Genomic DNA, 26,435 nt, shown 5'->3' on the forward strand with positions numbered 1-26,435 from the left:
TGAGCCTCGGCGGGTGCGTGTGTTCACGTCAGGAGACCTTCCTGGTAGCGGCGATGCTGTACAGGGTTCTGTGGGGATGTGAGGGTGGTGGCGTCAGTTTGGCGGTCAGTGATGCGGTTCGCGCCGGCAACCAGAGAGCGATCGCGAGGTGAACCACGGCACACTGTAAGCGCTTGCACTGAATAAATCCAGTCTTTTGGGTTGGGCGGCCAGAGGCTATGTTCGCGTACATTCAGAGGCGGGCGACGGTGCTCGGTGCCCATCAGACTGCGGAGGGTGTACCCATGTCAGCCACTGAATTGCACGTTGAGTCCCTCTTGGGGATCGCTGAGCGGCTTCGCTCTGCCGGGTGCGTCTTTGCGGAGGAGGAAGCCCGGCTTCTCCTGGCAGCAGTGTCCGGCCCGGCCGAAATCGCGTCGGCAGTGGAGCGGCGCGTTGCCGGGTATCCGCTGGAGCACATCCTCGGCTGGGCGGAGTTCTGTGGACTCCGGATTGAGCTCGATGCCGGGGTTTTTGTTCCGCGCCGCCGGACCGGGCTATTGGTGGATGAGGCCTTGGCGCTGCTCTCCCCGGACCAGATGCGGGAGCGCCGGGATGGTTCGGAGCCCGCCGTTGTTGTGGACCTGTGTTGCGGGTCCGGTGCGGTAGGTGCTGCCATCGCCTTCCGGGTTGTGGGGTTGGAGCTCCACGCGGCGGACATTGACCCGGCCGCGGTGGCCTGCGCCCGCCGGAACATTGGCCGCGCGGGTGGTGAGGTCCACCAAGGCGACCTGTTCGATGCGCTTCCGCCCGCAATCAAGGGACGGATCCGTGTTCTGGCGGTCAACGCCCCCTATGTCCCCACCGGCGCCATAGATTCCATGCCCCACGAGGCACGGGAGCACGAACCGTTGTGGTCGCTCGACGGCGGCACTGACGGACTCGAATTCCACCGTCGCGTCGCTGCGGAGGCCAGCGAATGGCTGCGGCCCGGCGGGAATCTCATCATCGAAACCAGCGAGCGGCAGGCCGCAGGGACGGCGTCGATCCTGGCGGGTGCAGGCTTCGCTGTCAGGACCGTCCGCTCAGAAGAACTGGACGGCACGGTTGTAGTCGCACAGGCCCGGCGTTCGTAGAGCGGCGGGTTGGCAGGTACCTCTTCCTGCAGCGGCGGCTTCCCATTCGCGCTGCACCCTCGTCTATTCGCGCTGTGGCAGCGTCTACTCGCGTCTGGGTGGTGGGGGTGGTTTGAAGTAGTGGTTTTGCCGGGGTTTTTGGGTGGGGTCGATGTGGCGTGGGGGTGTGAACCAGGGGACGCCGTTGCGGGTGTGGATGGTCCATTGTTCTTTGTGGATGAGATGGTGGTGATGGGAGCAGAGGAGCGTGCCGTTATCGGTGTTGGTGGGGCCGTTTTGTGACCAGTAGGTGATGTGGTGGGCTTCGCACCAGGGGGCGGGGACGGTGCAGTTGGGGAAGGTGCAGCCTTGGTCGCGGGCGGTGAGGGCGAGTCGTTGGGCGGGGGTGAAGAGTCGCGTTTTGCGGCCGAGGTCCAGGATTTCGCCGTGGGTGCCGAGGAGGACGGGGATGATGTCGGCGTCGCAGGCGAGTTTGCGGAGGGTGGCGGCGGCGACGGGCCCGGTGAAGGTGTAGTTCCCTACGCCAGTCCCGGCGCTGCATTTGCCCGTGCCCGTGCTTGTGCCTGCGCCGGTTCCGGTGTCCGTTTCGGCGGCTGCGCCGGCGTGCGGGAGAAGGTCCTGGTAGTTGATGGTGGCGAGGATTTGGGGGCGGTTTCCGCCGGTGGTGGGCAGTTGGTTGGTGGTGAGGGCGGCTTTGAAGGCGGTGACGATACCGTCGAGTTGTTTTTGTGGCCGGCTCCGCCGGTCCAGGTCCACGTCGATGTCCTGCCAGACGTCCGTGTCCTGGCCGGCTTCGGGGCCGCGTTCGCCGGTTTCTGCGGTGTGGCTGGTGCGGGGGTTGGTGGCGGCGTTCATGATGGTGGCGAAGTGTTCGTATTGGTCGGTGGTGGCGAAGATTTCGAGGTGGTGCAGGCCGTGGCGGGGTTTGCGGATGAACGCGCCTTGGGTGTGGCGGAGTGCTTCTTCGGTGGGTTCGGCGCCGTCGGCGTCGATGGTGTCGGCCCAGCGGCGGGCGACGCGGGCGAGGAAGTCGGGGTCGGTGGTGGCGGCGGTGTGGGTGAGGTCGTGTTCGATCCGGTCCAGGGTTTCGGGGGTCGTCTGGTGTTTGAGTCGGTCCAGGGTGGCGCTGATGATGGTCCCGGCCTGGGAGGACACCACAGGCCCGGTCACCGAGACTGCCTGGGCCTGTTCGGGCAGGCTGGTGCTGGTGTCCGGGTTTTGTGAGCTAGTGGGGGAGAATGCTGCGGCGAGGTGTTCCCTGGCCGGAGGTATGGGGTCTCCGGTGAGGGTGGCGTCGGGCAGGATGGCGTGAGCGAGGTGGAGGCGGCGGTTCGCTTCCCGGATCGGGATCCGGAGCCGCTGCCGGAGGAACTCAGCGGTGGTCCGGCAACCGTCGTCGGCCGGGGATCCCGGAACCGTCCGCGTGGTCCCGGCGGGCCAGTCGGCGTCGGTTTCGTTCAGGGTTTCGGTGCCGTTGTCCCAGCCGGTGACCCAGGTCCGGGAGGTTCGGGCTGTGGCGGCGGCGGTGATGGCCTGGGTCCGGGTGCGGTCCACCGAACCTGCTGAGAGGATTTGGAAGTAGTCCACGCTGCGGGAGAGTTCCTCGACCAGGCCCGCGCATTCGGCGGCCTCAGCATAGCCGGCCATCGCCAGCTGCTCCGGTGCGGCGGCGGCTGCAGCGTTGACCAACGCGATCGCCGCCCTCAACTCGGCGGCCGCTGGCACGGCCTGCAGCGGCACCGGCTGCGTCAGCACAGCAGTTTTACCGCCGTTCCCCGTAAGCCGCTCCGTCAAAGCTTCCATAGGAATACTCTGCCAAGGGGGTACGACATTTTGGCCGCCGTCGAAAAGCTCAGTGTTGGAAGCGCCACGAACGGGCGAGGCGGCGCGCGTCAGAACGACGGTGGTACCGCCGTCGTCCGCAAGCTGATCCCCGAAAGCCTCCATGGGAATACTCTGCCGCGGGGGTATGACATTATGCCCGTGCTGCGGCCGTCGCCCCAAAAAGGCCGCATGCCCGGTTACGGCTGGTCCGTTGCACCGGTCGCCGGATGCGCGGACCATGGTTCCATGAGCGGAAAGTCCATAAGCGGAAAGCAGGGTCCAAACCGACGCCGGACCTGGATGATCGCTGCGGCGGCCGTTGCAGCGGTGGGCCTGGTGATTGGACTTGTGCTGTTCAAGCCCTGGCTTCTCTTTGTGGACGTGAGGGTGGATGAACAGCTTCCCATCGTGGCCAGCGGTCCCGCGCAAGCACAACCGACTCTGCCCACGCCCCTCGCGCCGACTCCGACGCCCGCACCCATGCCTGCAGGTCCGGTGCAGCTTGCTGTGGGTACTCTGATCAGCCATGAACACGCCACCACGGGAACTGTCCGGATCGTCCAGCAGCCTGACGGTGCCAGGGTCCTCACGCTCGAAAACCTGGATACATCCAATGGTCCGGATGTGCACGTCTGGTTAAGTGCCGCCCACGTGGTGGAAGGGACGGCAGGGTGGTTCACCGCCGGCTCCGCTGATTACTACGACCTCGGCCTGATCAAGGGAAATCAGGGCAATCAGGTTTACCAGATTCCTGCCGACGTTGACCTAGCGAAATACGCGTCAGTTGACCTGTGGTGCGTTCAGTTCAGTGTGTCGTTCGGGGCTGCCGAGCTGGTCACCTGAGACGGCCTGTGGCCGTGACGTGAAACGTTGCTGGCCGCCGCGTCCCCCAAGGAGCGCGGCGGCCAGCAACGACCATTTTTAGCACAATTTCAACGGTGTTTCCGTGTCACACGGCGAATCGCGCGTAACGTCCCGGCAACGAATCCCTGATCATTCCCGCCGGGGGTCAACGTTCGTTGCTGCACCGGCAGCAGTGGCGCCGCCTTCTCCGGACCAGTCCTGGCCCTGGGAGTCGTTGAGGGCGGGGTCGGACTCAACGTCCGATGTCCCCAGATTTACCGTTTCCGGGTGGGTGCTGTGGGCGGGAACGTGGTCGCCACCCACGGCGCTGCCAGCGTCAGCAGTACCAGCCGCAGCGGTGCCGGAGGCACCCACCGAGGCTCCGGCGTCGGACGTTTTGGACTTGCTGTTGCCGGGCGCGGCGTCGTGGTGGACGGCTGAGCCGATGACTGTGCCCGCCCGGCGCGCGGCCTCACCGAGCTGGTCCGCCACCTCGGGAGCCTTCTCCTTGATGGCCTCAGTGGCGGCTTTGACCTTGTCTTGGACCGGCTTACTGTCCCAGATGCCCGCAGCCCTGGCCTTGAGCTTGTCGTGCGCTGCCCGGCCGGATCGCGATCCCAGGACGTAACCTGCCGCGATACCAATACCCAAAAGAAGTTTTGATTTCATAGTGAACTCCTGCTCGTTGAGAAGGTGTCAGTCCCCGATCCGCTTGGCAGGGGAAAGAAAAACCAGCCCCGGGATGGTGTCCCAGGGCCGGTATTCATGCCGGTGACGACACTAGCTGCGGACGCTGCGCTTCGTGACCATGCCGTAAACCAGCAGCACGATGATCGAGCCGGCGATCGCGAGCAGCCAGGTCTGCAGCGAGAAGAACTCCTGCAGCGGCGCGTTGAACAGCAGCCCGCCGAGCCAGCCGCCGAGGAATGCCCCGATAACGCCCAGAATGAGGGTGATGATCCAGCCGCCACCCTGCTTGCCCGGAAGGATCGCCTTAGCGATCGCGCCGGCAATAAGGCCAAGAAGCAAAAATGCAAAGAAACCCATTTTGTCGTTCCTTCTTCCTACATCAGGGAGGTGCCCGGATCCCGGGCACGCTTCATCCCTCTGCCCAATACTAATCATGCTTACTATATTTTCGCCACCCTGAAGCCCCGCGGAAAGCCTGTTCTGGGCCCTCTCAGTGCCCTGTTGCGTCCGAATTGTTGCCAGCGCCGGGGCCTTCGTCCAGGATGGCAAGTTCCGCGAGATCCTGCCGGTCCAGGGAGAAGTCGAAGATGTCGAGGTTTTCCTGCATCCGCTCGGGATTTCCCGATTTTGGAATGACTACAAGTCCCTTCTCAATATGCCAGCGCAGCACCAGTTGAGCCGGGGTCTTGTCGTATTTTTCACCAAGCTGTGAAAGGAGGGGAGCGGTCAGCAGGCTGGCCCCCGACCCGCCTAGCGGGCTGTACGATTCGGTGACAATTCCATGCTTGGCATTGAACTCCCGTTCCGCCTCGCGGGTAATCGCCGGGCTCAGCTGGATCTGGTTCACCGCGGGCACAACGTCGGTTTCGGCCAGCAGACGTTCCAGGTGTGCCGGCTTGAAGTTGGAGACGCCGATGGACCGGACCTTGCCCGCCGCCTGCAGTCGCTCGAACGTCTTCCACGTCGAGACGAAGTCATCACGCGCCGGGAGCGGCCAGTGGATCAGCAGCAGGTCCACATAGTCAAGCCGCATCCGCTTCAGCGAACCCTCCAGTCCCGCCACGGCGCGGTCCTGGCCCTGGAATTCGCCGTCCAGTTTGGTGGTGACAAAGATTTTCCTCCGGTCCACCCCGCTGGCGCGGATGCCGTTCCCAACACCTTCCTCATTGCCGTATTTCACTGCCGTATCGATGTGCCGGTACCCGGCTTCCAGGGCCTGTACGACGGCGGCAGTCACTTGTTCGTCGTCCAGCGGCCAGGTGCCGAGCCCCAGCTGCGGAATGCCGTGGCCGTCATTGAGCGTGATGAGCGGTGAGAGAGTCATTTCAACAGTCTGCCCCGGATCAGGCTGTCGCGTCTTCCGTTTCGCCCGCTTCCCAGCGGAGCAGGTCCCCGGGTTGGCAGTCGAGGACGTCGCACAGTGCCTCAAGCGTGGTGAAGCGAACGGCTTTGGCGCGGCCGTTCTTGAGGACCGCCAGGTTGGCCGGAGTTATCCCGATCCGGTCCGCCAGCTCACCCACAGGCATCTTCCGTCTGGCCAGCATCACATCAATGTCAACAATGATCGGCATCAGATCACTTCGCCCAGCTCGGCGCGGAGGTGGCTTGCCTCGGCGTCGCGGGCCACCGCCTGGGCCAGCAGCGCCCGGAGTACGAGCACGATCAGGGCCACGCCCGCGATCAGCAGCGATGCTCCGCAGATCAGCAGCACAACGCCGGGAGCGGCGTCGCCCGGCGCGAGCATCACGGCAAGCCCGAAGACCAAGACCGATGCTGCCGCAACGGCCCAGAAGATGACGTCCACGTACCGGAAGGCGGCGTGGGAGAACACTGTTCCGCGCCGCACCATCGTCAGCAGGCGCCAGACGCACACCAGGGTGACCTGCACGGCGACGATGCCCAGGATCACAAGGGCGGGCAAGGGGTTGGTGACCGGGGTGCAGGCCAAGCACCGCGCCGTCAGTCAGCCGCCCTCCGCGCCCACCGGATCAGCCGGTCACTCAAATCCATGAACGATTGGTCTACCACCTGCAGTTTGGGGTGGCTGTCGTGCCAGTCAACGATCTCCCGGGTCCCGTCCGCGAACGGGATGGTGGCTGCAAAGCCTGGCACCAGGGCTTTGATTTTGGAGTTGTCGAAGACCACGGAGTGGGCACGGTCGCCCAGGAGGCTTGGCCCCAGGTGGGGGCTGTGCCCGGTGCCGTGCGCGGCGATGGTTTCCGAAGGCACATGGACCAGCTCGGGATCGGCAACTCCGGCCGCCCGCGCATACAGGCCGTAGATCTGGTTCCAGGGCAGGTACTCATCCGACGTGATGGTGTAGCTCTCGCCCACTGCCTGCGGCCTGCCGAGCAGTCCCACGAATGCCTTCGCGAAGTCCCTGGCATGGGTCACGGTCCAGAGCGAGGTGCCGTCGCCGTGCACCATAACGGGCTGGCCGGTGCGCATCCGGTGGATGTCTGTCCAGCCGCCCACCAGGCCCACTCTTGTGCGGTCGTACGTGTGGGAAGGACGAACCACGGTGACGGGGAAATCGTCCGACCGGTAGGCCTCGAACAGCAGGTCCTCGCACGCGATCTTGTCCCGTGAATACTGCCAGAACGGGTTCTTCAGCGGAGTGGATTCCAGGATCGGCAGTCGCGTGGGCGGTTTCTGATAGGCCGATGCCGTACTGATGAAAACGTACTGGCCGGTCCGGCCGCGGAACAGGTCCATACTGGACCGCGCCTGATCCGGAGTGAAGGAAATAAAGTCCGCAACGGCGTCGAACCCCCTGCCCTGCAGCACCTCCCGCACAGCGTCCTGGTCGCGGATGTCCGCGTGCAGGACCTCTGCGCCGTCCGGTACCGGCTTGCCGGATTGGCCGCGGTTGAGGATGGTCACCCTGTGACCGAGTACGACGGCGCGTTCCGCCGCTGCGGCGCTGATCACCCCGGTGCCGCCGAGGAAGAGGAGGTTCCGTGGTGCCACGGTGTCGGTCGCGGTATCCAACAGATTCACCAGGCGTAGTCTTCCGGTGCCGGGCGGTGGCCCGGGAAAATGTCGTCGAGCCGCTTGAGCGCGTCGGCGTCGAGCGTCACGTCCAATGCCCGGATGCCGGCGTCGAGCTGTTCCTGCGTGCGCGGCCCCACGATCGGTGCGGTGACGGCAGGCTGGTGGAGCAGCCAGGCGAGCGCGACGTCTCCGGGTTCGTGTCCCAGTACGTCCGCCATATGCTCGAACTGCTGGATCTGATCCCGGTGCTTCTTGAGCGTCTCAGCGGCGCGCCCTTCGGCGCGCCGGACGCCCGCGCGTTCCTTCTTCAGGACCCCGCCCAGCAGCCCGCCCTGGAGCGGGGACCACGGGATCAGGCCCAGGCCGTACTGCTGTGCCGCGGGGATGACCTCCAGCTCCACTTCGCGGCGGAACAGGTTGTAGATGGACTGCTCGCTGACCAGCCCGGTGTAGTTCCGCCGGCGGGCGGCTTCCTGCGCCTGGGCGATGTGCCAGCCCGCGAAGTTGCTGCTTCCGGAGTAGAGGATCTTGCCCTGCTGGACGGCAACTTCGATGGCCTGCCAGATCTCGTCCCACGGGGTATCCCTGTCGACGTGGTGGAACTGGTAGACGTCGATGTAGTCCGTCTGCAGCCGCTTCAGGCTGGCGTCCAGGGCGCGCCGGATGTTCAGCGCGGACAGCTTGGACTCGTTGGGGCGGTCGGTCATGGTGCCGTACAGCTTGGTGGCCAGAACGGTCCGTTCGCGGCGCTCGCCGCCCTTCGCGAACCAGCGGCCGATGATTTCCTCGGTCCAGCCGCGGTGTCCGTGTCCGCCATAGACGTTGGCGGTGTCGAAGAAGTTGAGGCCGGCGTCCAACGCGGAATCCATGATTCTGTGGGCGTCAGCCTCGTCCGTGTGCGGGCCGAAGTTCATGGTTCCCAGGCACAGGCGGGAAACTTTCAGGCCGGAACGGCCCAGGTGCGTGTACTGCATGCTACAGCTGCGTGAAAGCGGCGACGGCGGGATCGGAACCGATGCGCGCGCCCCGCTCAAGGGCGGTGATGGAGGCGAGTTCGTCGTCGGTCAGTGTCAGGGACGCGGCCGCGAAGTTTTCGCGGATACGGGACGGGTTAACCGACTTGGGGATGACGATGCTGCCCGCAGCCAGGTGCCACGCAAGGACCACTTGCGCCGTGGTGGCGTTGTGCGCCTGCGCGACAGCGGTGACCGCGTTTCCGTTCAGGTCGCCACCCTGGCCCAGCGGGCTGTAGGCCTCTACCGCAATACCGAGGGCGCGGCACTTGGCGGCAAGTTCGGCCTGCTGGTAGCTGGGGTGCAACTCAATCTGGTTCACGGCGGGTACCACGTCCGTGGATTCGAGCAGGGTGTCCAGGTGGTCGGAGAGGAAGTTCGAGACGCCAATGGCACGGATCTCCTTGGCGGCGTACAAGGCCTCCATTTCCTTCCAAGCCTGGACATACAGCCCCTGTGACGGAACCGGCCAGTGGATGAGGTAGAGGTCCACGAACTCAAGACCCAGCGCGTCGCGGGTGTCCTGGAATGCGTCCCGGGCCCGGCCCTGGTCGCCGTTGCGGAGCTTGGTGGTCACGAAGATTTCTTCCCGCGGGATTCCCGAGGCAGCAATGGCAGCGCCCACTCCGGCCTCGTTGCGGTATCCGGCGGCGGTGTCGATGTGGCGGTATCCGGCTGCCAGGGCATCCTCAACGATCCGCTGGGTGTCTTCCGGCGGGACCTGGAAAACGCCGAAGCCGAGCTGGGGGATAGTGACGCCGTTGTTCAGCGAGATTTCTGACATGGGGGACTCCTAGTAGTGCTGAAGGGTGGTTCCTGGCGCGGGACGTCCGGCCGGAAACCGCTTTCGGGAATTGCTCCGGTACGAGCCTATGTACTTTCGCGCCGATAGTCAGTCCCTGACCGTCTGGCAGTCGCCGGCTGTGCGTCTGTCCAGCTGGCAACGCTGATTCTGGCCAGCAGTCCATGGGGCCGCCGGCGAGTTTTTCCTAGGCTGGATGTACAAACTTTCACCACCCAAGGATGGTCTCAACGATGAAACGCATCGCCCTGCTCAACGAACGCCAGGCCAGTGCCGCCAGCCACACGGCCAGATCCACGCAGGCCGCCACCGGTTCACACTGCCCGGCTTCCGGCCTCTGGAGCCCGGAAGCCGAACCCCACACGGTCCTTTCGTTTTTCGAGGGCCATGTTTTCCCCGCGTTCGACGGCGTACCCACCGTCTGGGTCCGGCGCACGGCAGGCGTTGCCTCGTCCAACGGAAGCTAAACGATGATGGCCGCGCCCAAGGGACGCGGCCATCACTCCTAAAACTCAGGCAGGTCAGCTTTCGTGGCGGAAACCGAGCTTGATCCGCACCTGCCAGTCGGCAACTTTGCCGTCCTCCAGGTGGCCGCGGATTTCCTTGACCTCGAACCAGTCAAGATTGCGCAGGGTCTTGGCAGCCTCGGCGATCCCGTTGCGGACTGCTGCGTCCACGCCTTCTTCGGAGGTGCCGACAATTTCAGTAATGCTGTACGTGTGGTTGGACAACTTCGCTCCTCGTGATCGCCTTCGATTCCCGGTTGCGGGCCGTTCTTGAACACTAGTGGCACTTCTCGGGCGTGGCCAGACCCAATACTTCGGAGTGGATGCTGGTCAGGGCGCTTCGAGGACGAGGTTCTTGAGGTCATCCAGGGTCTGCTGCATGTGCAGGTCCATGGCTTCCCGTGACCGGCCCGGGTTGCGCGATTCCAGTGCCTCGGCGATGTTCTGGTGGTGCCCGATGGCGTGCTCCTGGATGGTTGGCACGGCCGATGTTTCGGCCCGGCGCTTTTCCAACACGCGGTGGAGCGGCGCGAAAAGGACCGCCACGAAGACGTTCTCAGAGGCGCGCAGGATCAGGTCATGGAATGCCAGGTCAGCCTCCACAAAAGCGGCAACGTCGTTGACCTCATGGGCGGCCCGCATCGCCGCTACATGGCCGAACAGCGCCTGGATGTCGGCGTCGCTGATCCGGGTGGCCGCGAGTTCGCACGCCCCGGTTTCCAGCATTCGGCGCAGCTCAATGAGCTGAACGGAGGCCGCCGCTTCGTTTTTCCCCTCCGACGCGGCCCTCAGGACAGCTTCCAGCGAAGACCACCGGTTCAACGGGTTAACGAACGTGCCGCGGCCCCGTTCCACACTCAGGATCCGTTGCGCTTCCAAGGTTTTCATGGCCTCGCGCACGGTCATCCGGCTCACCTCGTGCTTGGCGCTGAGTTCGAGCTCGCCAGGAACGCTGGATCCGGGTGGAAAGTCCCCGGCAATGATCCGGTCCAGGAGTTCGTCCGCAACAACGCCCACCAATGATTTCCGTGCCATATGTCCCCCTTGCCGTCGTCGCCAGATATGTCTGACAAGTCTACTTGCGCGTTCTTATGTCCTGTGCCACACTGAATTGAAATGTTAGATGTCAGACATCTTACAGTTACCCTAATACCTAGAGATTTCCACACAACGGAGTGCACTGTGACGCTTGAAGCAGACATCCTGGCCGCCTTCCCGGCCGAAGTCCCGATTCCCGCCTGCCTTGTTGCCGACGCCGTCGCCGCGTCCAGCGCGGAGACCCCCCGGATGCTCGTAGTGCTCGACGACGACCCCACCGGAACGCAGTCAGTGGCGGATCTGCCCGTGCTCACCCGCTGGGACGTGGAGGACTTCATCTGGGCCTTCGGCCAGACGAAGCCCGCCGTCTACGTGCTGACCAACACCCGCAGCCTGGACCCCGCTGAAGCTGCCGCCCGCAACGAGGAAGTGGTCCGCAACGCGCTGGCCGCCGCCGGGTCCGCAGATGCCAGTGCCGGTTCGAGCCTGCGGCTGGGGTTCGTGAGCCGCAGCGACTCCACCCTGCGCGGCCACTACCCGCTGGAGCCCGACGTCATCGCCGCCACCGTTGCTGACGTCAGCGGAGAAGCCACCGACGGCGTTGTGCTGGTTCCGGCGTTCCCCGACGCCGGCCGCGTGACCATCGGCGGCGTGCACTACATGCGCGGCACCGGGGACGACGCCGGCAAGCTCACCCCCGTGGCCGAGACCGAATTCGCCAAGGACGCCAGCTTCGGCTTCGCAAACTCGGACATGACCAAATACGTGGAAGAGAAATCGCAGGGCCGCTTCGCTGCGGAATCGGTGATTGTCCTGGACCTGAACATCATCCGCGCCTCCACCGACCCGCAGGTCACCGCCAAGGCCATCGCCGATGCGATCGAGCCCGCCACCAACTCCACGCCGATCGTCGCCGACATCGTCACCGAGAACGACCTCCGCGCCCTGTCACTGGGCCTGGAAGAAGCCGAACGCCGCGGCAAAAAGCTCCTCTACCGTGTGGGACCGCCGTTTGGCCGCGCCCGGATCGGCCAGGAAATCCGCACCGAGCTCACCGGCGCCGAAGCCTACGCCGGCAACACCCCGTCCGAAGCCGGTGGCCTGATCGTGGTGGGCTCCCACGTTGGCGTCACCACCCGCCAGCTCAAGGCCCTCACCGAGCAGCACAGCGCCGCCCGCATTGTGGAGATCGACGTCGAGAAGCTGCTCGGCGACGCCGGGGACGCCCACCTGGACCAGACCGCTGACACCGTTGTGGCGGCGCTCCACGGGGGAGACGTGATCGTCCACACCAGCCGCCTGCTGATCAAGACTGACGATCCCGCAGCGAGCCTGAAGATCGCGCGCACGGTGTCCGCCGCCGTCGTCGCCGTGGTGAACCGGACCCTCAAGACCTTCCCGCCGCGGTTCGTCATCGCCAAGGGCGGCATCACGTCCTCCGACGTCGCCGCCCACGGCCTGGAAATCCGCCACGCCATTGTCCGCGGTCCCATGCTGCCGGGCATCGTCTCGCTCTGGGAGCCGGTGGACGGCCCCGCCAAGGGCATCCCGTACATCGTGTTCGCCGGCAACGTGGGCGATGACCAGTCCCTCGCCGACGTCACCCGCAAGCTCAGCAACACCTTCTGATCGACCCCCAGCCTTCAAAGGAAAACACCATGACCAGCACCTACACCATCACCGTCCTGGGCCTCGGCGCCATGGGCCTGCCCATGGCCACCCGACTGGCCAGCGAGCTCACCGTCCACGGCTTCGACATCGCCGAACCGCGCCTGAAGCTCGCCGAAGAAGCGGGCATCCGCACCTTCGCCTCCGCCCGGGAAGCCTCCAAGGGCGCCGACGCCCTGCTCCTGGCGGTCCGCAACGGTGAACAGCTCAACGAGGTCCTCTTCGGCGAGAACGGCGTGGCCTCCGTGCTGGAGCCGGGCGCCGTCGTTATCCTCGGCAGCACCGTGGGCACCGAAGCCATCCCGGCTACGGTGGAGAAGCTCGCCGAATACGGCGTTGAGCTCGTGGACGCGCCGCTGTCCGGCGGTCCGAAGCGTGCTGGCGAAGGCGACCTGCTGATCGTGGTGGGCGCGTCCCCGGAAGCCCAGGAGAAGGCCCGCCCGGCCCTCGAACTGCTGGCCTCCACGCTCACCGTTGTGGGCGACAAGCCCGGCGACGGCCAGGCCCTCAAGACTGTCAACCAGCTCCTTTGCGGCATCCACATAGCGGCCGCTGCCGAGGCCATGGCCCTCGCCGACGCCCTCGGCCTGGACCAGGCCAAGACCCTTGCCGCCCTCGAAGCCGGCGCGGCAGGATCCTTCATGCTCTCCAATCGCGGCCCGCGCATCCTTGAGGCCTACACCGAGGAAGGCGCCGAGGTCCTGTCCCGCCTGGACATTTTCGTCAAGGACATGGGCATCGTGGGCAAGGCCACCCGCGCCGCCGGCCTGGCAGCCCCCGTGGCCGCCGCCGCCGAGCAGCTGTACCTCCTGGGCCAGGCCCAGGGCCTCGCCGCTGCCGATGACTCCGCCGTCATTAAGGTTGTTGCGCCCACCAAGCGCGCCGCCTAAGCACCACGGCTGAAGCACCCCCCCAAAAAACGTATGACGACGGCGGTCCCCCCTCCGCCGTCGTCGTACCTTCCAGCGTTCCCCAACAGAAACAAATAGCGCCCGTGAGCCCGTCTTCTGGAAGACTGGCTTGTCAAAGGAGACACCTGTAATGAACCCCCTGACTAACTCGCTGATGGTGCGGGCGGCAGACGCCCCCGCCATCAAACCCGCGGTGGAGCTGGGTACTCCGCTGCTGCTCACCATCGCGGCCATCGGCATCGCCGTCCTGCTGGTGATGATCATCCGCTTCAAGATCCAGGCGTTTGTGGCCCTGCTGACCGTGAGCATCGCCGTGGCCGTGGCCTCGCAGATCCCGCTCAAGAACGTCTTCACCGTTGTTGCCAACGGTGTGGGCGGAACCATGGGCAAGGTGGCCCTGCTGATCGCGCTCGGCGCCGTCCTGGGCCGGATGATCGAAGTCTCCGGCGGCGTCCAGTCGCTGGCCGCACACTTCACCGAGAAGCTCGGTGCCAAGCGCGTCGCGGTGGCGCTCACCGCTGTCGGCTTCCTGGTGGCCATCCCCGTGTTCTTCGAGGTGGGCATCATTGTGCTCGTCCCGATCGTTTACGCCTTTGCCAAGATCGCCAACGTGCACCCGGTCAAGTTCGGCCTGCCGATGGCCGGCATCATGCTCGCCATCCACGTCGCCGTTCCACCCCACCCGGGCATCGTGGCAGGCGCCGGCGTGTTCGGCGCCGACATCGGGCTCATCACACTGATCTCGCTGCTCATCTGCGTCCCGCTCGGTTTCCTGTCCTACTGGGTTGCCAGCATCATGAACCGCAAGGAATATGAACTTCTCCCTGGCGTCAAGGCCCAGGTTGACGAATACGGCTCCGATTCCCTGGTGAAGGTGGGCCATGACGGCCCCGGCGCCAAAGGAATTGCCCCGCCGCGTCCGGCCCTGATCATCTTCCTCATCGCCGCCCCGATTGTGCAGATCCTCATCGGCACCCTGGGCACGCTCACCATCCCCAAGGACAACTCCTGGTACGGCCTGGCTGCTTTCATCGGCAACCCGTTCTTCGCCCTCCTGGTGGCCGTGGCCCTGTCCTTCTTCCTGCTGGCGGTCCGCCGCAACTGGTCGCTGAAGGAAACCGGCGAAATCTTCGAAGGCGCGCTGCCTCCCATCGCGTCCATCCTGATGGTTGTCGCGGCCGGCGGCGTGTTCGGTGAGGTCCTGCGGACTTCCGGCATCGGTGCGGCACTTTCCGAGACGCTGGACCAGTTGGGCCTGCCGGTGATCCTGCTCGGCTTCATCATCTCCCTGGCACTGCGTGCGGCCCAGGGTTCGGCAACCGTCGCCATCGTCACCACCACCGGCCTGCTGACCTCCGCCGTGATGGAAGGCGGCTACTCGCCCGCCCAGATCGCCGTCATCGTGATCGCCATCGGCTTCGGCTCGCTGGGCCTGTCCCACGTGACCGACGCCGGCTTCTGGACCGTGGTGCGCTACTACGGCCTCACCGTCTCGGACGGTCTCAAGACCTGGACCGTCCTCACCACCGTCCTGGGCGTGGCCGGCTTCGCCCTGACCTACGTGGCCTGGATCCTCGTGGGAGGCCTGAGCGTCTGATGCGCACCCGACTGGACCACCTGGTCACCACAGCCCTCCAGCAGGGCTCGGCCATTCCCGCGTTCACCTGCTACGACTTCACCACGGCCCTCGCCGTTGTTGGCGCGGCCGAGGACGCGGGCCGCGGGGTCATCCTGCTGGTGGCCCCCAAGACGGCCGCCACGCCCAACGGGCTCCGGCTGATCGCCGCGCTCCGCGGCCTGGCAGACGGCGCTTCCGTTCCGGTGGCAGTGCAGCTGGACCACGCCTCGGACGTGAAGGTGATGGTCGACGCCGTCGCCGCGGGGGCGGATTCGGTCCTCGCGGACGGCTCCTCCCTCCCGTATGAGGACAACATTGCGCTGGTCCGTGCGGCGCGCGCACTGCTGGGTGCCGACGTCGTGCTTGAAGCGGAACTCGGCGGCCTCGCCGGCGACGAGGACCGGGCCTTCGGCGCGGACGAAGCCGGTGTGGCAGTGGCTGGCCTGACGGATTCCGCCCAAGTGGAGGACTTTGTGGCCCGGACTGGCGCGGAACTGCTGGCTGTTGCGGTGGGCAACGTCCACGGCAAGTACAAGGGCGAGCCGCAGCTGCGCTGGGACGTCCTGCAGGACATTGCCGTGCGGACGCATATCCCGCTGGTGCTCCACGGTGCGTCCGGCATCCCGGCTGACGAGCTGGTCAAGGCTGCCGCGATGAACGTGGGTAAGGTGAACTTCAATACCGAGCTCCGTACCGGCGTGCTGTCCACGCTCCAGGAACAGCTTCCGGCGCACCGGGCCGACGGCGAGAACCTCCAGGGCTTGCTGGGCCACTGGAACAGCTCGGCCAGGGAATTCGCCACGTCGGCGTTGGGCATGCTCACCCGCTGAGGCTCGTTTGAGTTTTGGGGAGGCTAGGATCAGCACATGATTCTGGCCTCCCTGCTTTTTGCGTTCATCGCCGCCGCGCTCCACGCGTACATCTTCACCATGGAATCCCTCACTTGGACCACACCGGCCACGTGGAAGCGCTTCGGCCTCGCCTCCCAGGCCGACGCCGAGACCACCAAACTGCTCGCCTACAACCAGGGCTTCTACAACCTGTTCCTGGCCATCGGCGCGTTCATCGGGGTGGGCTGCGTGGCGCTTGCCCCGCACGGTTCGGCCCAGCACGTGGTGGGCTGGACCCTGATCTTCAGCTGCTGCGGCTCCATGCTGCTCGCCGCTGCCGTGCTGGCACTCAGCGGGAAAAAGTACCTCAGCGCCGCGGTTCTGCAAGGCACGACGCCGTTGCTCGCCGTCGTGCTTGGGTTGCTGGCCGTTACTGGCTGACTGACACTTCTGGCCGGGGAGCGCATTGCGGGCGGACAATTGAGTCAACAACAGCATCGGCGCTCGTAGGGACTGCACGTGAGTGGTGTGAAGGAGCCGGGGCCGGCCCCGCACGGTGAACAGGCGGTCCAGCGCGACCTGGTGATCGACTTTGTCCGGTTCGTCTGCCTGGCCCTGGTGGTGGTGGCCCACTGCATGATGGTCAGCCCCGTCCTGCACGCGGACGGCACCGTGACCACCGAAAATACGCTGGGCGATCAGCTCTGGTTCGTGCCGGTCATCTGGATCTTCATGGTGATGCCGCTGTTCTTCGTGACAGGCGGCACTACCGGCCTCCAGTCCTGGCTGCGCCTGAAGGCCCGCGGCGGCACCGGCTTCGAGTTCGCCCAGGCACGGCTCTTGCGGCTGGTCCGCCCGGCGGCGGCGCTCCTGGCGGTGATGTTCCTGGGCTTTTGGGCGGCACTTCTGCTCGGCGTGGACCCCCAGGTGATCCAGCTGATGGCCACCGGGGCCGGCATGCCGCTGTGGTTCCTCGCGGCCTACCTGTCTGCCCAATTGAACGTCCCGTTGCTGGCCCGCTTCCATGCCCGCGCCCCGTGGCTGACTTTTGCCGCCTTGGCGGCGCTGGTGGTGGCCGTGGATTGCTTCCGCGGAGCCCTGCCCCTGCTCGCCTACGCAAACCTTGTCTTCCTGTGGTGTGCAGTCCAGCAACTGGGCTTCCTCACGGCCGACGGCCACCTCGCCAGGCTCTCGCGTTCTGGTCTCGTCGGGCTCATCCTAGCGGCCAACCTGGTGCTGGGCGTGGTCACCGGCCTGGGTCTCTACTCCGGAAACATGCTGGTCAACCTCAACCCGCCCAACCTCTGCCTGCTGCTCCTGGGCGTGTCCCAGGCTGCCGCGCTCCAGCTTTTCCGGCCGGGGCTCGGCTGGGTTTCCGGCGTCCGCTGGGTCCGCGCGGTGGTCATGGTTGCCGGCCGCCGCTCCATGACCGTGTACCTGTGGCACCTGCCGTTGCTCGCGGCGATGTCCGGGCTCCTGCTCCTCACCGACTTCCCCAAACCCGCGGCAGGCACCGCGGAATGGTGGTGGGCCCGCCCGCTCGTCCTCCTGGGAATTGTCACCCTCCTGCTCCCAGTGCTGGCCGTGTTCGGTCACCTTGAGGAACGTCCGACGGCGTCTGTCCACACCCGCGGCCGGCCCGCCGCCGCGGTGGTGACGGCCGCCGTCGTCGTCTTCATTCCGGTGGCGGACGCTGCCCTCAACGGACTGACGCTGGGCCTGCTCGGAGGCGGCGCAGCATGCTTTGTGTTGGGCGTCTTGCTGCTGGGCAGGATGCCGGAACGTGTCCCCGGCGATGTTTCCCGGGAAATTCGGGGCCAGCCTGGCGGGCCATTGCCAGCGGGGCCAAGTAGTGCCAATGTCGAACCATGACTGAGAACATGATTTCCACAGAGGACAAGTTCAGCCCCGACGTCTCGCTGTCCAGGGATGACGAGCATCACCGCTACGAGCTGCGGGTGGGCGGGAAGATCGCCGTCCAGTCCTTCTTCCGGGACCTGCCCGGACACGTGGATTTCCTCCACACCGACACCGCCGAGGACTTCAAGGGCCAGGGCCTGGGCAAGGTATTGGCGCACTTCGCGCTGGACGACGTGGTGGCTTCGGGTAAACGGATCATCCCGCATTGCCCGTTCATTGCCGGTTACCTCCGCGCCCACGAGGGCTACGAACAGCACATCGACTGGCCGGACAACTAGCGCGAACGGTCACTTAAGCCCCTCGCACTGGCGCGAGCGGTCACTTAAGCCCTTCCCGCCAGGCGCGAGCGGTCACTTAGGCCCCCTCGCACTGGCGCGAGCGGTCACTTAAGCCCTTCCCGCCAGGCGCGAGCGGTCACTTAAGCCCCCGGAAACTCTCTCCGGAGGGCCTCAAGTGTCCGTTCGCGCGGAGTATCTTCCACCCGATTTGCGATCGGGGCCAGTCAATGACGCACTCGCGACCTGAAGAACGCCCGTATTCCCGCGGCTTAAGATAAATAAGTCACTAAAGTTTGACGAAAAGGTTCACCTAAGTAAGGCTTACCTTGCTAAAGACACCCCCCGCCGTCGAACTAAGGATGACCACTGTGCCGCTGCTGCCCCGTGTTGATGAGATGTACGTGGATGAAAATCGGGTGAGCGAAACCCTGCCCGGGCAGGATTTCGGCTCCCGCGTGGAGCTGGCCCTCGCTGCCACCAACCATCTGTTCAACACCAGGAACTCCACCCGGTATGTGGCGCAGGTGCTGCAGGGCGTCAATGCGGTGGCCACCAAACTCGACCGGACCACCCGGCCGTTCACCGGCGTCGGGCCTGCCGAAATGAAGGCGCGCATCGGCGCCGTTGACCTGGGCCGGCCGCTCCCGGACACCGCCGCGGCGCTGGAAGAGCTTGAGACCGTCTACCTCCGGGACGCCATCTACTTCCACGATGCCAAGTACGCGGCCCACCTGAACTGCCCGGTGGTGATCCCTGCGCTGGTGGGGGAGGCCATCCTGTCCGCGGTGAACTCCTCGATGGATACCTGGGACCAGAGCGCGGGGGCCACCATGATCGAGCGCCGGCTCATCGACTGGACCGCCGAACGGCTGCAGCTGGGGGCTGCAGCCGACGGCGTGTTCACCTCCGGCGGCAGCCAGTCCAACCTGCAGGCACTGCTGATCGCACGCAACCACGCCGTCGCCGGGCTGCGGCAGGAGCCAGCCAATGCCAGACTCCGGCTGCCCGCGCTGCTGGAAAAACTGCGGATTTTCACGTCGGCAGACAGCCATTTCAGCATCCAGAAGTCCGCGTCCATGCTGGGCATGGGCTTCGACGCCGTCATCTCCGTCCCGTGCGCCGCGGACCACAAGATGGACCCGGCCGCGCTTGCCGAGTCCATGGCGGAAACGCACGACGCCGGGCTGGTGCCGATGGCGGTTGTGGCCACCGCCGGGACCACTGACTTCGGTGCGGTGGACCCGCTCGCGGACCTCGCCGCCCTGGCCCGCGCCTACGGTGCCTGGTTCCATGTTGATGCGGCTTTCGGCGGCGGGCTGATGGTGTCCGGCCGGTACCGCCACCTGCTGGACGGGACCCGCCTCGCGGACTCCGTCACCGTGGACTTCCACAAAACGTTCTTCCAGCCCGTCAGCTCCAGCGCCCTGCTGGTCCGGGACCGCGCCATGCTGCAGCACGTCACCTACTACGCGGACTACCTGAACCCGGAAAGCGCCGCCCTGGCCGAGATCCCCAACCAGGTGGACAAGAGCATCCAGACCACCCGGCGCTTTGATGCGCTCAAGCTGTGGCTGACGCTGCGCATCATGGGCGCGGATGCGATCGGCGCCCTGTTTGACGAAGCGATCGATCTCGCCGCCCGCGTGGGATCCGTGCTGGCCGCCGACGACGACTTTGAGCTCGCCGCCGACCCGCAGCTCAGCACGCTGGTCTTCCGGTACCGGCCGCGGGTGTCGGGCGGCCGGCTTTCGGAGGACGCGGCCGACACCCTCAACCCGGCCATCCGCGCGGCCGTTTTCGCGTCCGGGCAGGCCGTGGTGGCCGGCACCAAGGTGGCCGGCAGGCACTACCTGAAGTTCACCCTCCTCAACGCCGAAGCAACCCTGGAGGACATCAGCGAGATCATCGAGCTGCTGCGCCGCACCGGCGCGCAGCTGCTGGCCAGCGCCAGCACCAGCGAGGTGTCCGCATGAGCACCTCTGGCTTGAGCACCTCCACCGAACCGCGCATTTTCGACTTCGCCGGCATCGGCGTCGGGCCCTTCAACCTGGGCCTCGCCGCCCTCAGCGAGCCGGTGGGCGGGCTCGACGGCGTCTTTCTGGAACAACGGGAATCCTTCGACTGGCACCCCGGCATGATGCTGGAGCCGGCCCACCTCCAGGTGCCGTTCATGGCGGACCTGGTGACACTCGCCGACCCCACCTCGCCCTATTCGTTCCTGAATTTCCTCAAGCAGACCGGCCGCCTCTATCGGTTTTATATCCGCGAAAACTTCTATCCGCTGCGCGCCGAGTACAACCAGTACTGCCAGTGGGTGGCCGGCCAGCTGCGGTCCGTCCGTTTTAGCACAGCTGTGCTGGATGTAACGTACGACGCCGGCGTGCACCGCCTTTCGGTGGTAGGTCCGGACGGGCCTGAGGTGCTGCTGGCGCGGCGTCTGGTGCTGGGTACGGGCACAACGCCGTATGTGCCGGCGTCCTGTGACGGAATAGTCGAGTCGGCCGCGAACGGCGGCGGGGGACTTGTCCTCCACAATGCCGATTACCTGTCGAGGAAGAGTGAGCTGCAGGCCAAGCGCACCATCACCATCGTGGGCAGCGGCCAGAGCGCCGCGGAAATCTACTACGAGCTCCTGCAGGACATCGACACCTACGGTTACCAGCTGAACTGGGTCACCCGGTCCGGGCGATTCTTCCCGCTGGAGTACACCAAGCTCACGCTGGAAATGACCTCGCCGGAGTACGTGGATTACTTCCACGGGCTGCCCCAGGACCAGCGCGACGGCCTCATCAGGAGCCAGAAGAACCTGTACAAGGGCATCAACTCCGAGCTGATCGACGCCATCTACGACCTCTTGTACACCAAGAGCCTGTCCGGCATGGTGGACACCCAGCTCCTCACCCATTCGTCGCTCACCGGCGCCGCGTGGGATCAGGCCGCCGGTTCCCACACGCTGCAGCTCCGGCACGAGGAGCAGGGCTCGGATTATGTGCTGGACAGCGAGGCCGTGGTCCTGGCCACGGGCTACACCTACCGGGAGCCGGGCTTCCTGGCCGGCATCCAGGACCGGATCGCCCGTGACTCCGCTGGCCGGTTCGCCGTGGCGCGCAACTACAGCACCGGCGTCGAACCCGGCGAAATTTTCGTCCAGAACGCCGAGCTGCACACGCACGGCTTTGTCACCCCGGACCTCGGCATGGCTGCCTACCGCAACTCGTGCATCCTGCGTGAGATCACCGGCCGCGAAGTCTACGCCGTGGAGCGGAGCATCGCGTTCCAGCAGTTCGGCGCGCCGGCAGGCCTGCCCGAATCTGCCGAAGTGCTCTCAACTCGAAAAGCGGAGGTGCCCGCGTGAGCTTCACGTTCCGCTGTGTTGACGCCGCTGCCGATGCACCCCTCCTCCACAGCTGGGTTACCCAGCCCTACGCGTCGTTCTGGGGGATGCTGTCCTCAACAGTTGACGGGGTTGTGGAGGAATACTCGAAAATCCAGGCAACGGGGCATCACCATGCCCTGCTGGGGATTAACGACGACGGCGTCCCCGCCTTCTTGATGGAGGAATACCTGCCGTCAGCCTCGCCACTGGCCACGGCCTATGCCGTGCAGGAGGGCGACATCGGCATGCACCTGCTGGTGGCGCCGCCGTCGGGAGATCCCCAGCCGGGGTACACGGCCGCGGTGATGGACGCCGTGCTGGGGCGGTTGTTCGAGAAACCAGGCGTGGAACGCGTGGTGGTGGAACCGGACGCCAGGAACGCCAAGATCCACGTGCTCAACGAGCGGCTGGGCTTCCAGCCGGCGGGCGTTGTCATCCTGCCGGACAAGGAAGCGCTGCTCAGCTTCTGCACACGCCAGGACTACCTCGCCGCCCGCGCAGCCCTGCGCCACCCCCAAGACCATTCCGATGACCTTTCCACTCCGATCCACCAGGGAGCATCACTGTGACCATCATCGAGCTGGACGCCGCCATCGAGCTGGACGCCGCCATCGAGCTGGACGCCGCCGTCGTGCGGGAATCCGCCCCCGTCAGTGCCGCCGCCGCTGCTACTAAGAGCGCCGCCGACAATCCTGACAGCACCGCCAGCACCGCCAGCACCGCCAGCACCGACAGCACCGCCAGCACCGCCAGCACCGCCAGCACCGCCAGCACCGCCAGCACCGCCAACACCGTTCCGCACCTGGCGCCCGAACGCTGGGCTGCGGCCAACCGACACCTGGTCCGCAAGGCGCTCGCCGAATTCCTGCACGAACGCATCCTGGAGCCGCAGCGGCTGGGCTCCGGCGGGGGTGCCACGGGTCCGGAGGAGCCCGCTGTGTACGTCGTCCGCAGCGACGACGGCCGCACGGCATACTCGTTCACGGCCCGCGTGCTGGAGCTGGAGCACTGGTCGGTGGACGCCGCTTCGATCCGCTGCACGCGCAGCGGCGAGGATGCCGCCCCGGATGCCCTGCGCTTCATCACCGAGTTGAGGGACACCCTGGGGATCCGCCAGGAGATGCTCCCGGTATACCTCGAGGAGATCAGCAGCACGCTGGCCGGCCACTCCTACAAGCACTGGCTGGGACAGCCGTCCGCCGACGAACTCGTGGCAGGAGTCACCGGCGGCACCGACCCCGCATCCGACTTCCAGGCCATCGAACACAGCATGACCGAGGGCCACCCGTGTTTTGTGGCCAACAACGGCCGGCTGGGCTTCGGCATCAGCGACTACCGTGCGTTCGCTCCGGAGACCGGGGCTCCTGTCCGCGTGGAGTGGATCGGGGTCCACCGCAGCAAGGCTGTCTTCACTGCCAGCGCCGGGCTGGACTACCGCGGCCACCTGGAGGCGGAGCTCGGCGCCGCAGCACTGCTGTCCTTCGATGCCGAATTCACGGCCCAGGGTGTGGACCCCGCCGAGTACTTCCTGATGCCGGTGCACCCCTGGCAGTGGGAGAACAAGCTCACGGTGACGTTCGCTGCCGAAATCGGCCAGCAGCACATCATCCACCTGGGCACGGGCGAGGACACGTACCAGGCCCAGCAGTCCATCCGCACGTTCTTCAACACGAGCGCGCCCGCCAAGAGTTACGTCAAGACGGCCATGTCCGTCCTGAACATGGGCTTTATGCGGGGACTCTCGCCGCAGTACATGAAGGCAACCCCCGCCATCAATGACTGGCTGCAGGACCTGATCCGGTCAGACGAAACCCTGCAGAAGCGCGGCCTGGCCATGATCAGCGAGATCGCGGCCATCGGGTACCACAACGGCTACTACGAGGCCGGGTCCGCCAAGGGCTCGCCGTACCGGAAGATGCTCTCCGCGCTGTGGAGGGAAAGTCCGCTCCCGCTGCTCGAGGACGGCCAGCAGCTTGCCACCATGGCGTCCCTGCTGCACGTCGATTCGGCCGGCAAGCCGATGGTGTCTGCCCTGATCGAGCGCTCCGGACTGGCACCCGCCGACTGGCTGCGCCGTTACTTCGAGGCGTACCTCGTCCCGCTGGTCCACTGCCTCTACCAGTACGAACTCGCTTTTATGCCGCACGGCGAGAACGTGATCCTGGTGCTGGACAACGGTGTGCCCGTCCGCGCGGTCATGAAGGACATCGCCGAGGAAATCGTGGTGATGGGGAACCGGCTGGACCTGCCCGAGGACGTATCGCGCATCAAGGCGGACATTCCCGACGGCGAAAAGGTGCTGGCCATCTTCACGGATGTGTTCGACTGCATCTTCCGCTTCCTCGGGGCCCTGCTGGTGGAGGACGGGAAACTCAGCGAGGAGGAGTTCTGGGGCACGGCCGCGAGGGCCATCCAGGACTACCAGGCTGAGCACCCGGAGCTGGCGGACCAGTTCGCCCGCCACGACCTGTTCGCCGCGGACTTTGAACTGTCGTGCCTGAACCGGCTGCAGCTGCGGAACAACCAGCAGATGCTTGACCTCACGGACCCGTCCGGCGGGCTGCAGATGGCCGGCCGGCTCGCCAACCCGCTCGCCAGGTTCGCCGCCGGCAGTTGATCCGGCGCCCCTGACACAGCGCGAACGGACACTTGAGGCCCTTCAGGACGGGGCCCCAAGTGTCCTTTCGCGCTGTGCGGCGAGTTCAGCGGCGGGGCCGGTCAGCTGAGCTCGTCGACCTTGCGCTGGAGCACCGCGCGCTCGGCGGCGTTCCCGCACAGCGCCACGGCCTGCTGGAGCGCGTGCTGGGCGTCGTCACGCCTGCCGAGCCGGGTGAGCAGCTCGCCACGGACCGCGGGGAGCAGGTGCGAGCCCGCCAGCTCACCGCGCGAGGCGAGAGCCTCCACCAACTCCAGTCCGTGCGCCGGGCCGGAAGCCATCGCGACGGCGACAGCACGGTTGAGTTCGATGACGGGGGACGGGGTCAGCCGTCCGAGGGCTTCGTAGAGGATGACGATCCGCTGCCAGTCCGTCTCGGCAACCGAATGAGCCACAGCATGGCACTCGGCGATGGACGCCTGAAGACCATAGGCGCCCAACCCGCGTCCGGATCCCGCGGCCCGGGCCAGCGCCGCACGTCCGCGCCGGATCGCGGACTGGTCCCACCGCCGTCGGTCCTGGTCCTCCAGAAGCACCGGGTGGCCCGACGCATCGAGCCGGGCCGGGAACCGCGCAGCGGTAAGTTCCATCAGCGCAATCAGCCCGAACACCTCGGGCTCCGGCGCGATCCGCACCAGCACCCGGGCCAGGCGGCGGGCTTCACCGGCAAGGTCCGTGCGGATCCACTCCGCGCCGCCCGAGGCGAACGAGCCCTCTGTGAAGATCAGGTAGATGACGTTGAGCACCGAGCCGAGACGTTCCGCCCGCTCGTGCGGTTCGGGCACCGCGAAAGGCACCTGGGCGGCGGCCAGCGTCTTCTTGGCGCGGGTGATGCGTGCCTGGATTGTCGCCACCGGCACCAGGAACGCCTTGGCAATCTCGTCGCTGCCCAAACCGCCCACCACTCGTAGCGTCAACGCGATCCGGGCCTCCTTGGCCAGCACCGGATGGCAGGAGATGAACATCAGGGCGAGCACGTCGTCGTCGATCGCATCGGGGTCGAACAACGCGTCCGCCCCGGGCTCCTCCTCCGAGAGCCCGCGGGCCAGCAGCGCGTACTTGTCGTCCCGCGCCGCCCGCCGGCGGAAGGTATCAATCGCACGACGGCGGCCGGTGGTCAGCAGCCAGCCGGCGGGTTCGGCGGGCACGCCGTTGACGGACCAGGAGACGAGTGCCTCGGCGAGGGCCTCCTGGGCGAGATCCTCGGCCAGCGGGAAGTCGCCGGTGTAGCGGGCCAGGGCGCCGACGATGCGGGCGGATTCCATCCGCCACACTGCCTCGACGGCGCCCCGCGCCTCAACTGCGCTCACTGCCGTATCAGAGCTGCCGCATCAGAGCTGTCAGAGCCGCCAGCTCAGAGCTGCCCGGTCAGCTCGCGCCAGGCGCGTTCCTTCTGGATCCATTCGTTGTCCTGCGGGAACTCGTCGATGCCGGTCACACGCCGGATCTCGGTCTTGGTTCCCGCCGTCATGGGGGCCCGCTTGGCCCACTCGACGGCTTCCTGGATTGATGCCACATCCAGGATGTAGTAGCCGCCGAACAGTTCCTTGGTTTCGCCGTAGGGGCCGTCGGTGACAACCGGCGTTTCACCGGTGAAATCGACCACCACCCCGGCCTTCGGGTCGTCGAGGCCTTCGGCCGCCAGCAGGACCCCGGCGCGGATGAGCTCGTCATTGAACTTGCCCATGGCTTCGAGGATTTCGTTGAAATCGATGTCCTCGAACTTCGCGAACGCCTCGTCGTCTGCCCGCATAATCAACATGTACTTAGCCATCACGTACTCCTTGGTTTGTGGAAGGTCGCCCTTCGACCTTCTCATCCATAGGTCGAACGGCGCGAGACCGGATCGACACAAACAGGAGACTTTTTTCTGAACCGCTGAGCGGGCACGCTGACTCTGGACCGGGGTGCCGGGCAGGTCTAGGGTGGGTGTCGACCGAGGGACCCCACGCGACCCACCTCACCCCCACCAGACAAGGAGAAGCCATGGCCGGCGAACCAGCGTTCTTTGAGATCGGCGTAGAAGATCCCGAACGGGGCAGGGCGTTCTACGGCGCTCTCTTCGGCTGGGACTTCAGCCCCGGACCGTCCGATGAGGGTGGGTCAATCATCGGCACCCCCGGCATCCCCGGCGGGCTGCACGGCGGCGACAAGGGCGCGGTGCCCTACCTGTTCTTCCGGGTGGACGACATGGACGCCGCCCTGGCCCGGGTGCGTGAACTTGGCGGCTCGACGGACAGTGCGGAACTGGGCGACGAGGACCCCGCAGAATACGGAAGATTCCAGCTCTGCAAGGACGATCAGGGCTCAACCTTCGGCCTGCACCAGCCGCCGGCGCCGTAACACCGCTAGT

Annotated in this window: 27 protein-coding genes and 1 pseudogene; 15 read left to right on the top strand and 13 right to left on the bottom strand. The window is 66.0% G+C overall.

Translation table 11 applies throughout. From position 1 onward, the window contains the following. Positions 1–284 precede the first annotated feature (284 nt). Positions 285–1,115: a putative protein N(5)-glutamine methyltransferase gene (locus AC3IT0_RS02115; RefSeq protein WP_489322176.1), complete on the top strand. Its 831-nt coding sequence runs from the start codon at positions 285–287 to the stop codon at positions 1,113–1,115. Between the two features lie 84 nt (positions 1,116–1,199). On the opposite strand, the gene AC3IT0_RS02120 is transcribed toward AC3IT0_RS02115, so the two are convergent. After that, positions 1,200–2,918: an HNH endonuclease signature motif containing protein gene (locus AC3IT0_RS02120; RefSeq protein ID WP_489322177.1), complete on the bottom strand. Its 1,719-nt coding sequence runs from the start codon at positions 2,916–2,918 to the stop codon at positions 1,200–1,202. A gap of 267 nt (positions 2,919–3,185) precedes the next feature. Between AC3IT0_RS02120 and AC3IT0_RS02125 the strand changes: the two genes are divergently transcribed. Further along, complete coding sequence (locus AC3IT0_RS02125; protein WP_489322178.1) at positions 3,186–3,782, top strand: DM13 domain-containing protein; 597 nt, start codon at positions 3,186–3,188, stop codon at positions 3,780–3,782. A gap of 150 nt (positions 3,783–3,932) precedes the next feature. On the opposite strand, the gene AC3IT0_RS02130 is transcribed toward AC3IT0_RS02125, so the two are convergent. From AC3IT0_RS02130 to AC3IT0_RS02165, 8 genes and pseudogenes are all read right to left on the bottom strand, one after another. Continuing rightward, a complete protein-coding gene (locus AC3IT0_RS02130) occupies positions 3,933–4,451 on the bottom strand; it encodes a hypothetical protein (protein WP_489322179.1) in 519 nt (172 codons plus the stop codon). A 111-nt stretch (positions 4,452–4,562) separates the two neighbouring features. Beyond that, positions 4,563–4,829 (bottom strand): GlsB/YeaQ/YmgE family stress response membrane protein, encoded by a 267-nt coding sequence (locus tag AC3IT0_RS02135; protein ID WP_489322180.1) that lies wholly within the window; start codon positions 4,827–4,829, stop codon positions 4,563–4,565. 133 nt (positions 4,830–4,962) lie between these two features. Continuing rightward, positions 4,963–5,796 (bottom strand): aldo/keto reductase, encoded by an 834-nt coding sequence (locus AC3IT0_RS02140; protein WP_489322181.1) that lies wholly within the window; start codon positions 5,794–5,796, stop codon positions 4,963–4,965. A 19-nt stretch (positions 5,797–5,815) separates the two neighbouring features. Beyond that, positions 5,816–6,043 carry a helix-turn-helix domain-containing protein gene (locus AC3IT0_RS02145; protein WP_489322182.1) on the bottom strand — a complete coding sequence of 76 codons (228 nt, stop codon included), beginning with the start codon at positions 6,041–6,043 and terminating at the stop codon, positions 5,816–5,818. Further along, positions 6,043–6,393: pseudogene (locus AC3IT0_RS02150) on the bottom strand (DUF2975 domain-containing protein); the annotation flags it as partial. The gene AC3IT0_RS02145 and the pseudogene AC3IT0_RS02150, both read right to left, overlap by 1 nt. Before the next feature lie 38 nt (positions 6,394–6,431). Further along, positions 6,432–7,472: an SDR family oxidoreductase gene (locus AC3IT0_RS02155; protein WP_489322183.1), complete on the bottom strand. Its 1,041-nt coding sequence runs from the start codon at positions 7,470–7,472 to the stop codon at positions 6,432–6,434. After that, the gene (locus tag AC3IT0_RS02160; protein ID WP_489322184.1) at positions 7,469–8,440 is read right to left on the bottom strand and encodes an aldo/keto reductase; all 972 of its coding nucleotides are present in this window, start codon (positions 8,438–8,440) and stop codon (positions 7,469–7,471) included. Before AC3IT0_RS02160 ends, AC3IT0_RS02155 begins: the two co-directional genes overlap by 4 nt. A gap of 1 nt (position 8,441) precedes the next feature. After that, complete coding sequence (locus AC3IT0_RS02165; RefSeq protein WP_489322185.1) at positions 8,442–9,263, bottom strand: aldo/keto reductase; 822 nt, start codon at positions 9,261–9,263, stop codon at positions 8,442–8,444. A gap of 251 nt (positions 9,264–9,514) precedes the next feature. Between AC3IT0_RS02165 and AC3IT0_RS02170 the strand changes: the two genes are divergently transcribed. After that, the gene (locus tag AC3IT0_RS02170) at positions 9,515–9,748 is read left to right on the top strand and encodes a hypothetical protein (protein WP_489322186.1); all 234 of its coding nucleotides are present in this window, start codon (positions 9,515–9,517) and stop codon (positions 9,746–9,748) included. Positions 9,749–9,802: 54 nt separating this feature from the next. Here the strand turns inward: AC3IT0_RS02170 and AC3IT0_RS02175 are convergent, their stop codons facing one another. Beyond that, positions 9,803–10,012: a dodecin gene (locus AC3IT0_RS02175; protein ID WP_141139202.1), complete on the bottom strand. Its 210-nt coding sequence runs from the start codon at positions 10,010–10,012 to the stop codon at positions 9,803–9,805. Between the two features lie 105 nt (positions 10,013–10,117). Continuing rightward, positions 10,118–10,822, bottom strand: a complete 705-nt coding sequence (locus AC3IT0_RS02180; RefSeq protein ID WP_489322187.1) for a FadR/GntR family transcriptional regulator — start codon at positions 10,820–10,822, stop codon at positions 10,118–10,120. 147 nt (positions 10,823–10,969) lie between these two features. Here AC3IT0_RS02180 and AC3IT0_RS02185 point away from each other — a divergent pair, with 147 nt between their 5' ends. From AC3IT0_RS02185 to AC3IT0_RS02235, 11 genes are all read left to right on the top strand, one after another. Then, the gene (locus AC3IT0_RS02185) at positions 10,970–12,454 is read left to right on the top strand and encodes a four-carbon acid sugar kinase family protein (RefSeq protein ID WP_489322188.1); all 1,485 of its coding nucleotides are present in this window, start codon (positions 10,970–10,972) and stop codon (positions 12,452–12,454) included. 29 nt (positions 12,455–12,483) lie between these two features. Then, positions 12,484–13,383, top strand: coding sequence for an NAD(P)-dependent oxidoreductase (locus tag AC3IT0_RS02190; RefSeq protein WP_489322189.1), 900 nt, complete (start codon positions 12,484–12,486; stop codon positions 13,381–13,383). Positions 13,384–13,534: 151 nt separating this feature from the next. Then, positions 13,535–15,001, top strand: a complete 1,467-nt coding sequence (locus AC3IT0_RS02195) for a GntP family transporter (protein ID WP_489322190.1) — start codon at positions 13,535–13,537, stop codon at positions 14,999–15,001. Then, positions 15,001–15,852: a class II fructose-bisphosphate aldolase gene (locus AC3IT0_RS02200; RefSeq protein ID WP_489322191.1), complete on the top strand. Its 852-nt coding sequence runs from the start codon at positions 15,001–15,003 to the stop codon at positions 15,850–15,852. Before AC3IT0_RS02195 ends, AC3IT0_RS02200 begins: the two co-directional genes overlap by 1 nt. Positions 15,853–15,888: 36 nt before the next feature. Next, the gene (locus AC3IT0_RS02205; RefSeq protein WP_489322192.1) at positions 15,889–16,293 is read left to right on the top strand and encodes a DUF1304 domain-containing protein; all 405 of its coding nucleotides are present in this window, start codon (positions 15,889–15,891) and stop codon (positions 16,291–16,293) included. Positions 16,294–16,371: 78 nt separating this feature from the next. Next, positions 16,372–17,724, top strand: a complete 1,353-nt coding sequence (locus tag AC3IT0_RS02210; protein WP_489322193.1) for an acyltransferase family protein — start codon at positions 16,372–16,374, stop codon at positions 17,722–17,724. Further along, positions 17,721–18,050 carry a GNAT family N-acetyltransferase gene (locus tag AC3IT0_RS02215; RefSeq protein ID WP_354250032.1) on the top strand — a complete coding sequence of 110 codons (330 nt, stop codon included), beginning with the start codon at positions 17,721–17,723 and terminating at the stop codon, positions 18,048–18,050. Before AC3IT0_RS02210 ends, AC3IT0_RS02215 begins: the two co-directional genes overlap by 4 nt. A gap of 395 nt (positions 18,051–18,445) precedes the next feature. After that, entirely contained in the window at positions 18,446–20,023 is a 1,578-nt protein-coding gene (locus AC3IT0_RS02220) for a pyridoxal phosphate-dependent decarboxylase family protein (RefSeq protein ID WP_489323886.1), read from the top strand. Next, complete coding sequence (locus tag AC3IT0_RS02225; RefSeq protein WP_489322194.1) at positions 20,020–21,405, top strand: lysine N(6)-hydroxylase/L-ornithine N(5)-oxygenase family protein; 1,386 nt, start codon at positions 20,020–20,022, stop codon at positions 21,403–21,405. The genes AC3IT0_RS02220 and AC3IT0_RS02225 overlap by 4 nt, the downstream gene beginning before the upstream one ends. Beyond that, on the top strand, positions 21,402–21,995 hold the full coding sequence (locus tag AC3IT0_RS02230) for a GNAT family N-acetyltransferase (RefSeq protein ID WP_489322195.1): 594 nt from the start codon (positions 21,402–21,404) through the stop codon (positions 21,993–21,995). Before AC3IT0_RS02225 ends, AC3IT0_RS02230 begins: the two co-directional genes overlap by 4 nt. A 233-nt stretch (positions 21,996–22,228) precedes the next feature. Beyond that, positions 22,229–24,043: an IucA/IucC family protein gene (locus AC3IT0_RS02235; RefSeq protein ID WP_489323887.1), complete on the top strand. Its 1,815-nt coding sequence runs from the start codon at positions 22,229–22,231 to the stop codon at positions 24,041–24,043. A 101-nt stretch (positions 24,044–24,144) separates the two neighbouring features. On the opposite strand, the gene AC3IT0_RS02240 is transcribed toward AC3IT0_RS02235, so the two are convergent. Continuing rightward, positions 24,145–25,392 (bottom strand): RNA polymerase sigma factor, encoded by a 1,248-nt coding sequence (locus AC3IT0_RS02240; RefSeq protein WP_489322196.1) that lies wholly within the window; start codon positions 25,390–25,392, stop codon positions 24,145–24,147. A 44-nt stretch (positions 25,393–25,436) separates the two neighbouring features. Beyond that, positions 25,437–25,856 carry a YciI family protein gene (locus AC3IT0_RS02245; protein ID WP_489322197.1) on the bottom strand — a complete coding sequence of 140 codons (420 nt, stop codon included), beginning with the start codon at positions 25,854–25,856 and terminating at the stop codon, positions 25,437–25,439. 212 nt (positions 25,857–26,068) lie between these two features. Between AC3IT0_RS02245 and AC3IT0_RS02250 the strand changes: the two genes are divergently transcribed. Further along, entirely contained in the window at positions 26,069–26,425 is a 357-nt protein-coding gene (locus AC3IT0_RS02250) for a VOC family protein (protein WP_489322198.1), read from the top strand. Positions 26,426–26,435 lie beyond the last annotated feature (10 nt).

Source organism: Pseudarthrobacter sp. KH_020_B (assembly GCF_057840185.1).

What these genes read in the sequence shown, in the direction of transcription:
- AC3IT0_RS02180 (WP_489322187.1), bottom strand. Translation starts at nt 10,822, where the DNA reads ATGGCACGGAAATCATTGGTGGGCGTTGTTGCGGACGAACTCCTGGAC.
- AC3IT0_RS02215 (WP_354250032.1), top strand. Translation starts at nt 17,721, where the DNA reads ATGACTGAGAACATGATTTCCACAGAGGACAAGTTCAGCCCCGACGTC.
- AC3IT0_RS02145 (WP_489322182.1), bottom strand. Translation starts at nt 6,043, where the DNA reads ATGCCGATCATTGTTGACATTGATGTGATGCTGGCCAGACGGAAGATG.
- AC3IT0_RS02135 (WP_489322180.1), bottom strand. Translation starts at nt 4,829, where the DNA reads ATGGGTTTCTTTGCATTTTTGCTTCTTGGCCTTATTGCCGGCGCGATC.
- AC3IT0_RS02165 (WP_489322185.1), bottom strand. Translation starts at nt 9,263, where the DNA reads ATGTCAGAAATCTCGCTGAACAACGGCGTCACTATCCCCCAGCTCGGC.
- AC3IT0_RS02245 (WP_489322197.1), bottom strand. Translation starts at nt 25,856, where the DNA reads ATGGCTAAGTACATGTTGATTATGCGGGCAGACGACGAGGCGTTCGCG.
- AC3IT0_RS02140 (WP_489322181.1), bottom strand. Translation starts at nt 5,796, where the DNA reads ATGACTCTCTCACCGCTCATCACGCTCAATGACGGCCACGGCATTCCG.
- AC3IT0_RS02115 (WP_489322176.1), top strand. Translation starts at nt 285, where the DNA reads ATGTCAGCCACTGAATTGCACGTTGAGTCCCTCTTGGGGATCGCTGAG.
- AC3IT0_RS02120 (WP_489322177.1), bottom strand. Translation starts at nt 2,918, where the DNA reads ATGGAAGCTTTGACGGAGCGGCTTACGGGGAACGGCGGTAAAACTGCT.
- AC3IT0_RS02130 (WP_489322179.1), bottom strand. Translation starts at nt 4,451, where the DNA reads ATGAAATCAAAACTTCTTTTGGGTATTGGTATCGCGGCAGGTTACGTC.
- AC3IT0_RS02205 (WP_489322192.1), top strand. Translation starts at nt 15,889, where the DNA reads ATGATTCTGGCCTCCCTGCTTTTTGCGTTCATCGCCGCCGCGCTCCAC.
- AC3IT0_RS02195 (WP_489322190.1), top strand. Translation starts at nt 13,535, where the DNA reads ATGAACCCCCTGACTAACTCGCTGATGGTGCGGGCGGCAGACGCCCCC.
- AC3IT0_RS02190 (WP_489322189.1), top strand. Translation starts at nt 12,484, where the DNA reads ATGACCAGCACCTACACCATCACCGTCCTGGGCCTCGGCGCCATGGGC.
- AC3IT0_RS02170 (WP_489322186.1), top strand. Translation starts at nt 9,515, where the DNA reads ATGAAACGCATCGCCCTGCTCAACGAACGCCAGGCCAGTGCCGCCAGC.
- AC3IT0_RS02160 (WP_489322184.1), bottom strand. Translation starts at nt 8,440, where the DNA reads ATGCAGTACACGCACCTGGGCCGTTCCGGCCTGAAAGTTTCCCGCCTG.
- AC3IT0_RS02220 (WP_489323886.1), top strand. Translation starts at nt 18,446, where the DNA reads ATGTACGTGGATGAAAATCGGGTGAGCGAAACCCTGCCCGGGCAGGAT.
- AC3IT0_RS02125 (WP_489322178.1), top strand. Translation starts at nt 3,186, where the DNA reads ATGAGCGGAAAGTCCATAAGCGGAAAGCAGGGTCCAAACCGACGCCGG.
- AC3IT0_RS02225 (WP_489322194.1), top strand. Translation starts at nt 20,020, where the DNA reads ATGAGCACCTCTGGCTTGAGCACCTCCACCGAACCGCGCATTTTCGAC.
- AC3IT0_RS02200 (WP_489322191.1), top strand. Translation starts at nt 15,001, where the DNA reads ATGCGCACCCGACTGGACCACCTGGTCACCACAGCCCTCCAGCAGGGC.
- AC3IT0_RS02250 (WP_489322198.1), top strand. Translation starts at nt 26,069, where the DNA reads ATGGCCGGCGAACCAGCGTTCTTTGAGATCGGCGTAGAAGATCCCGAA.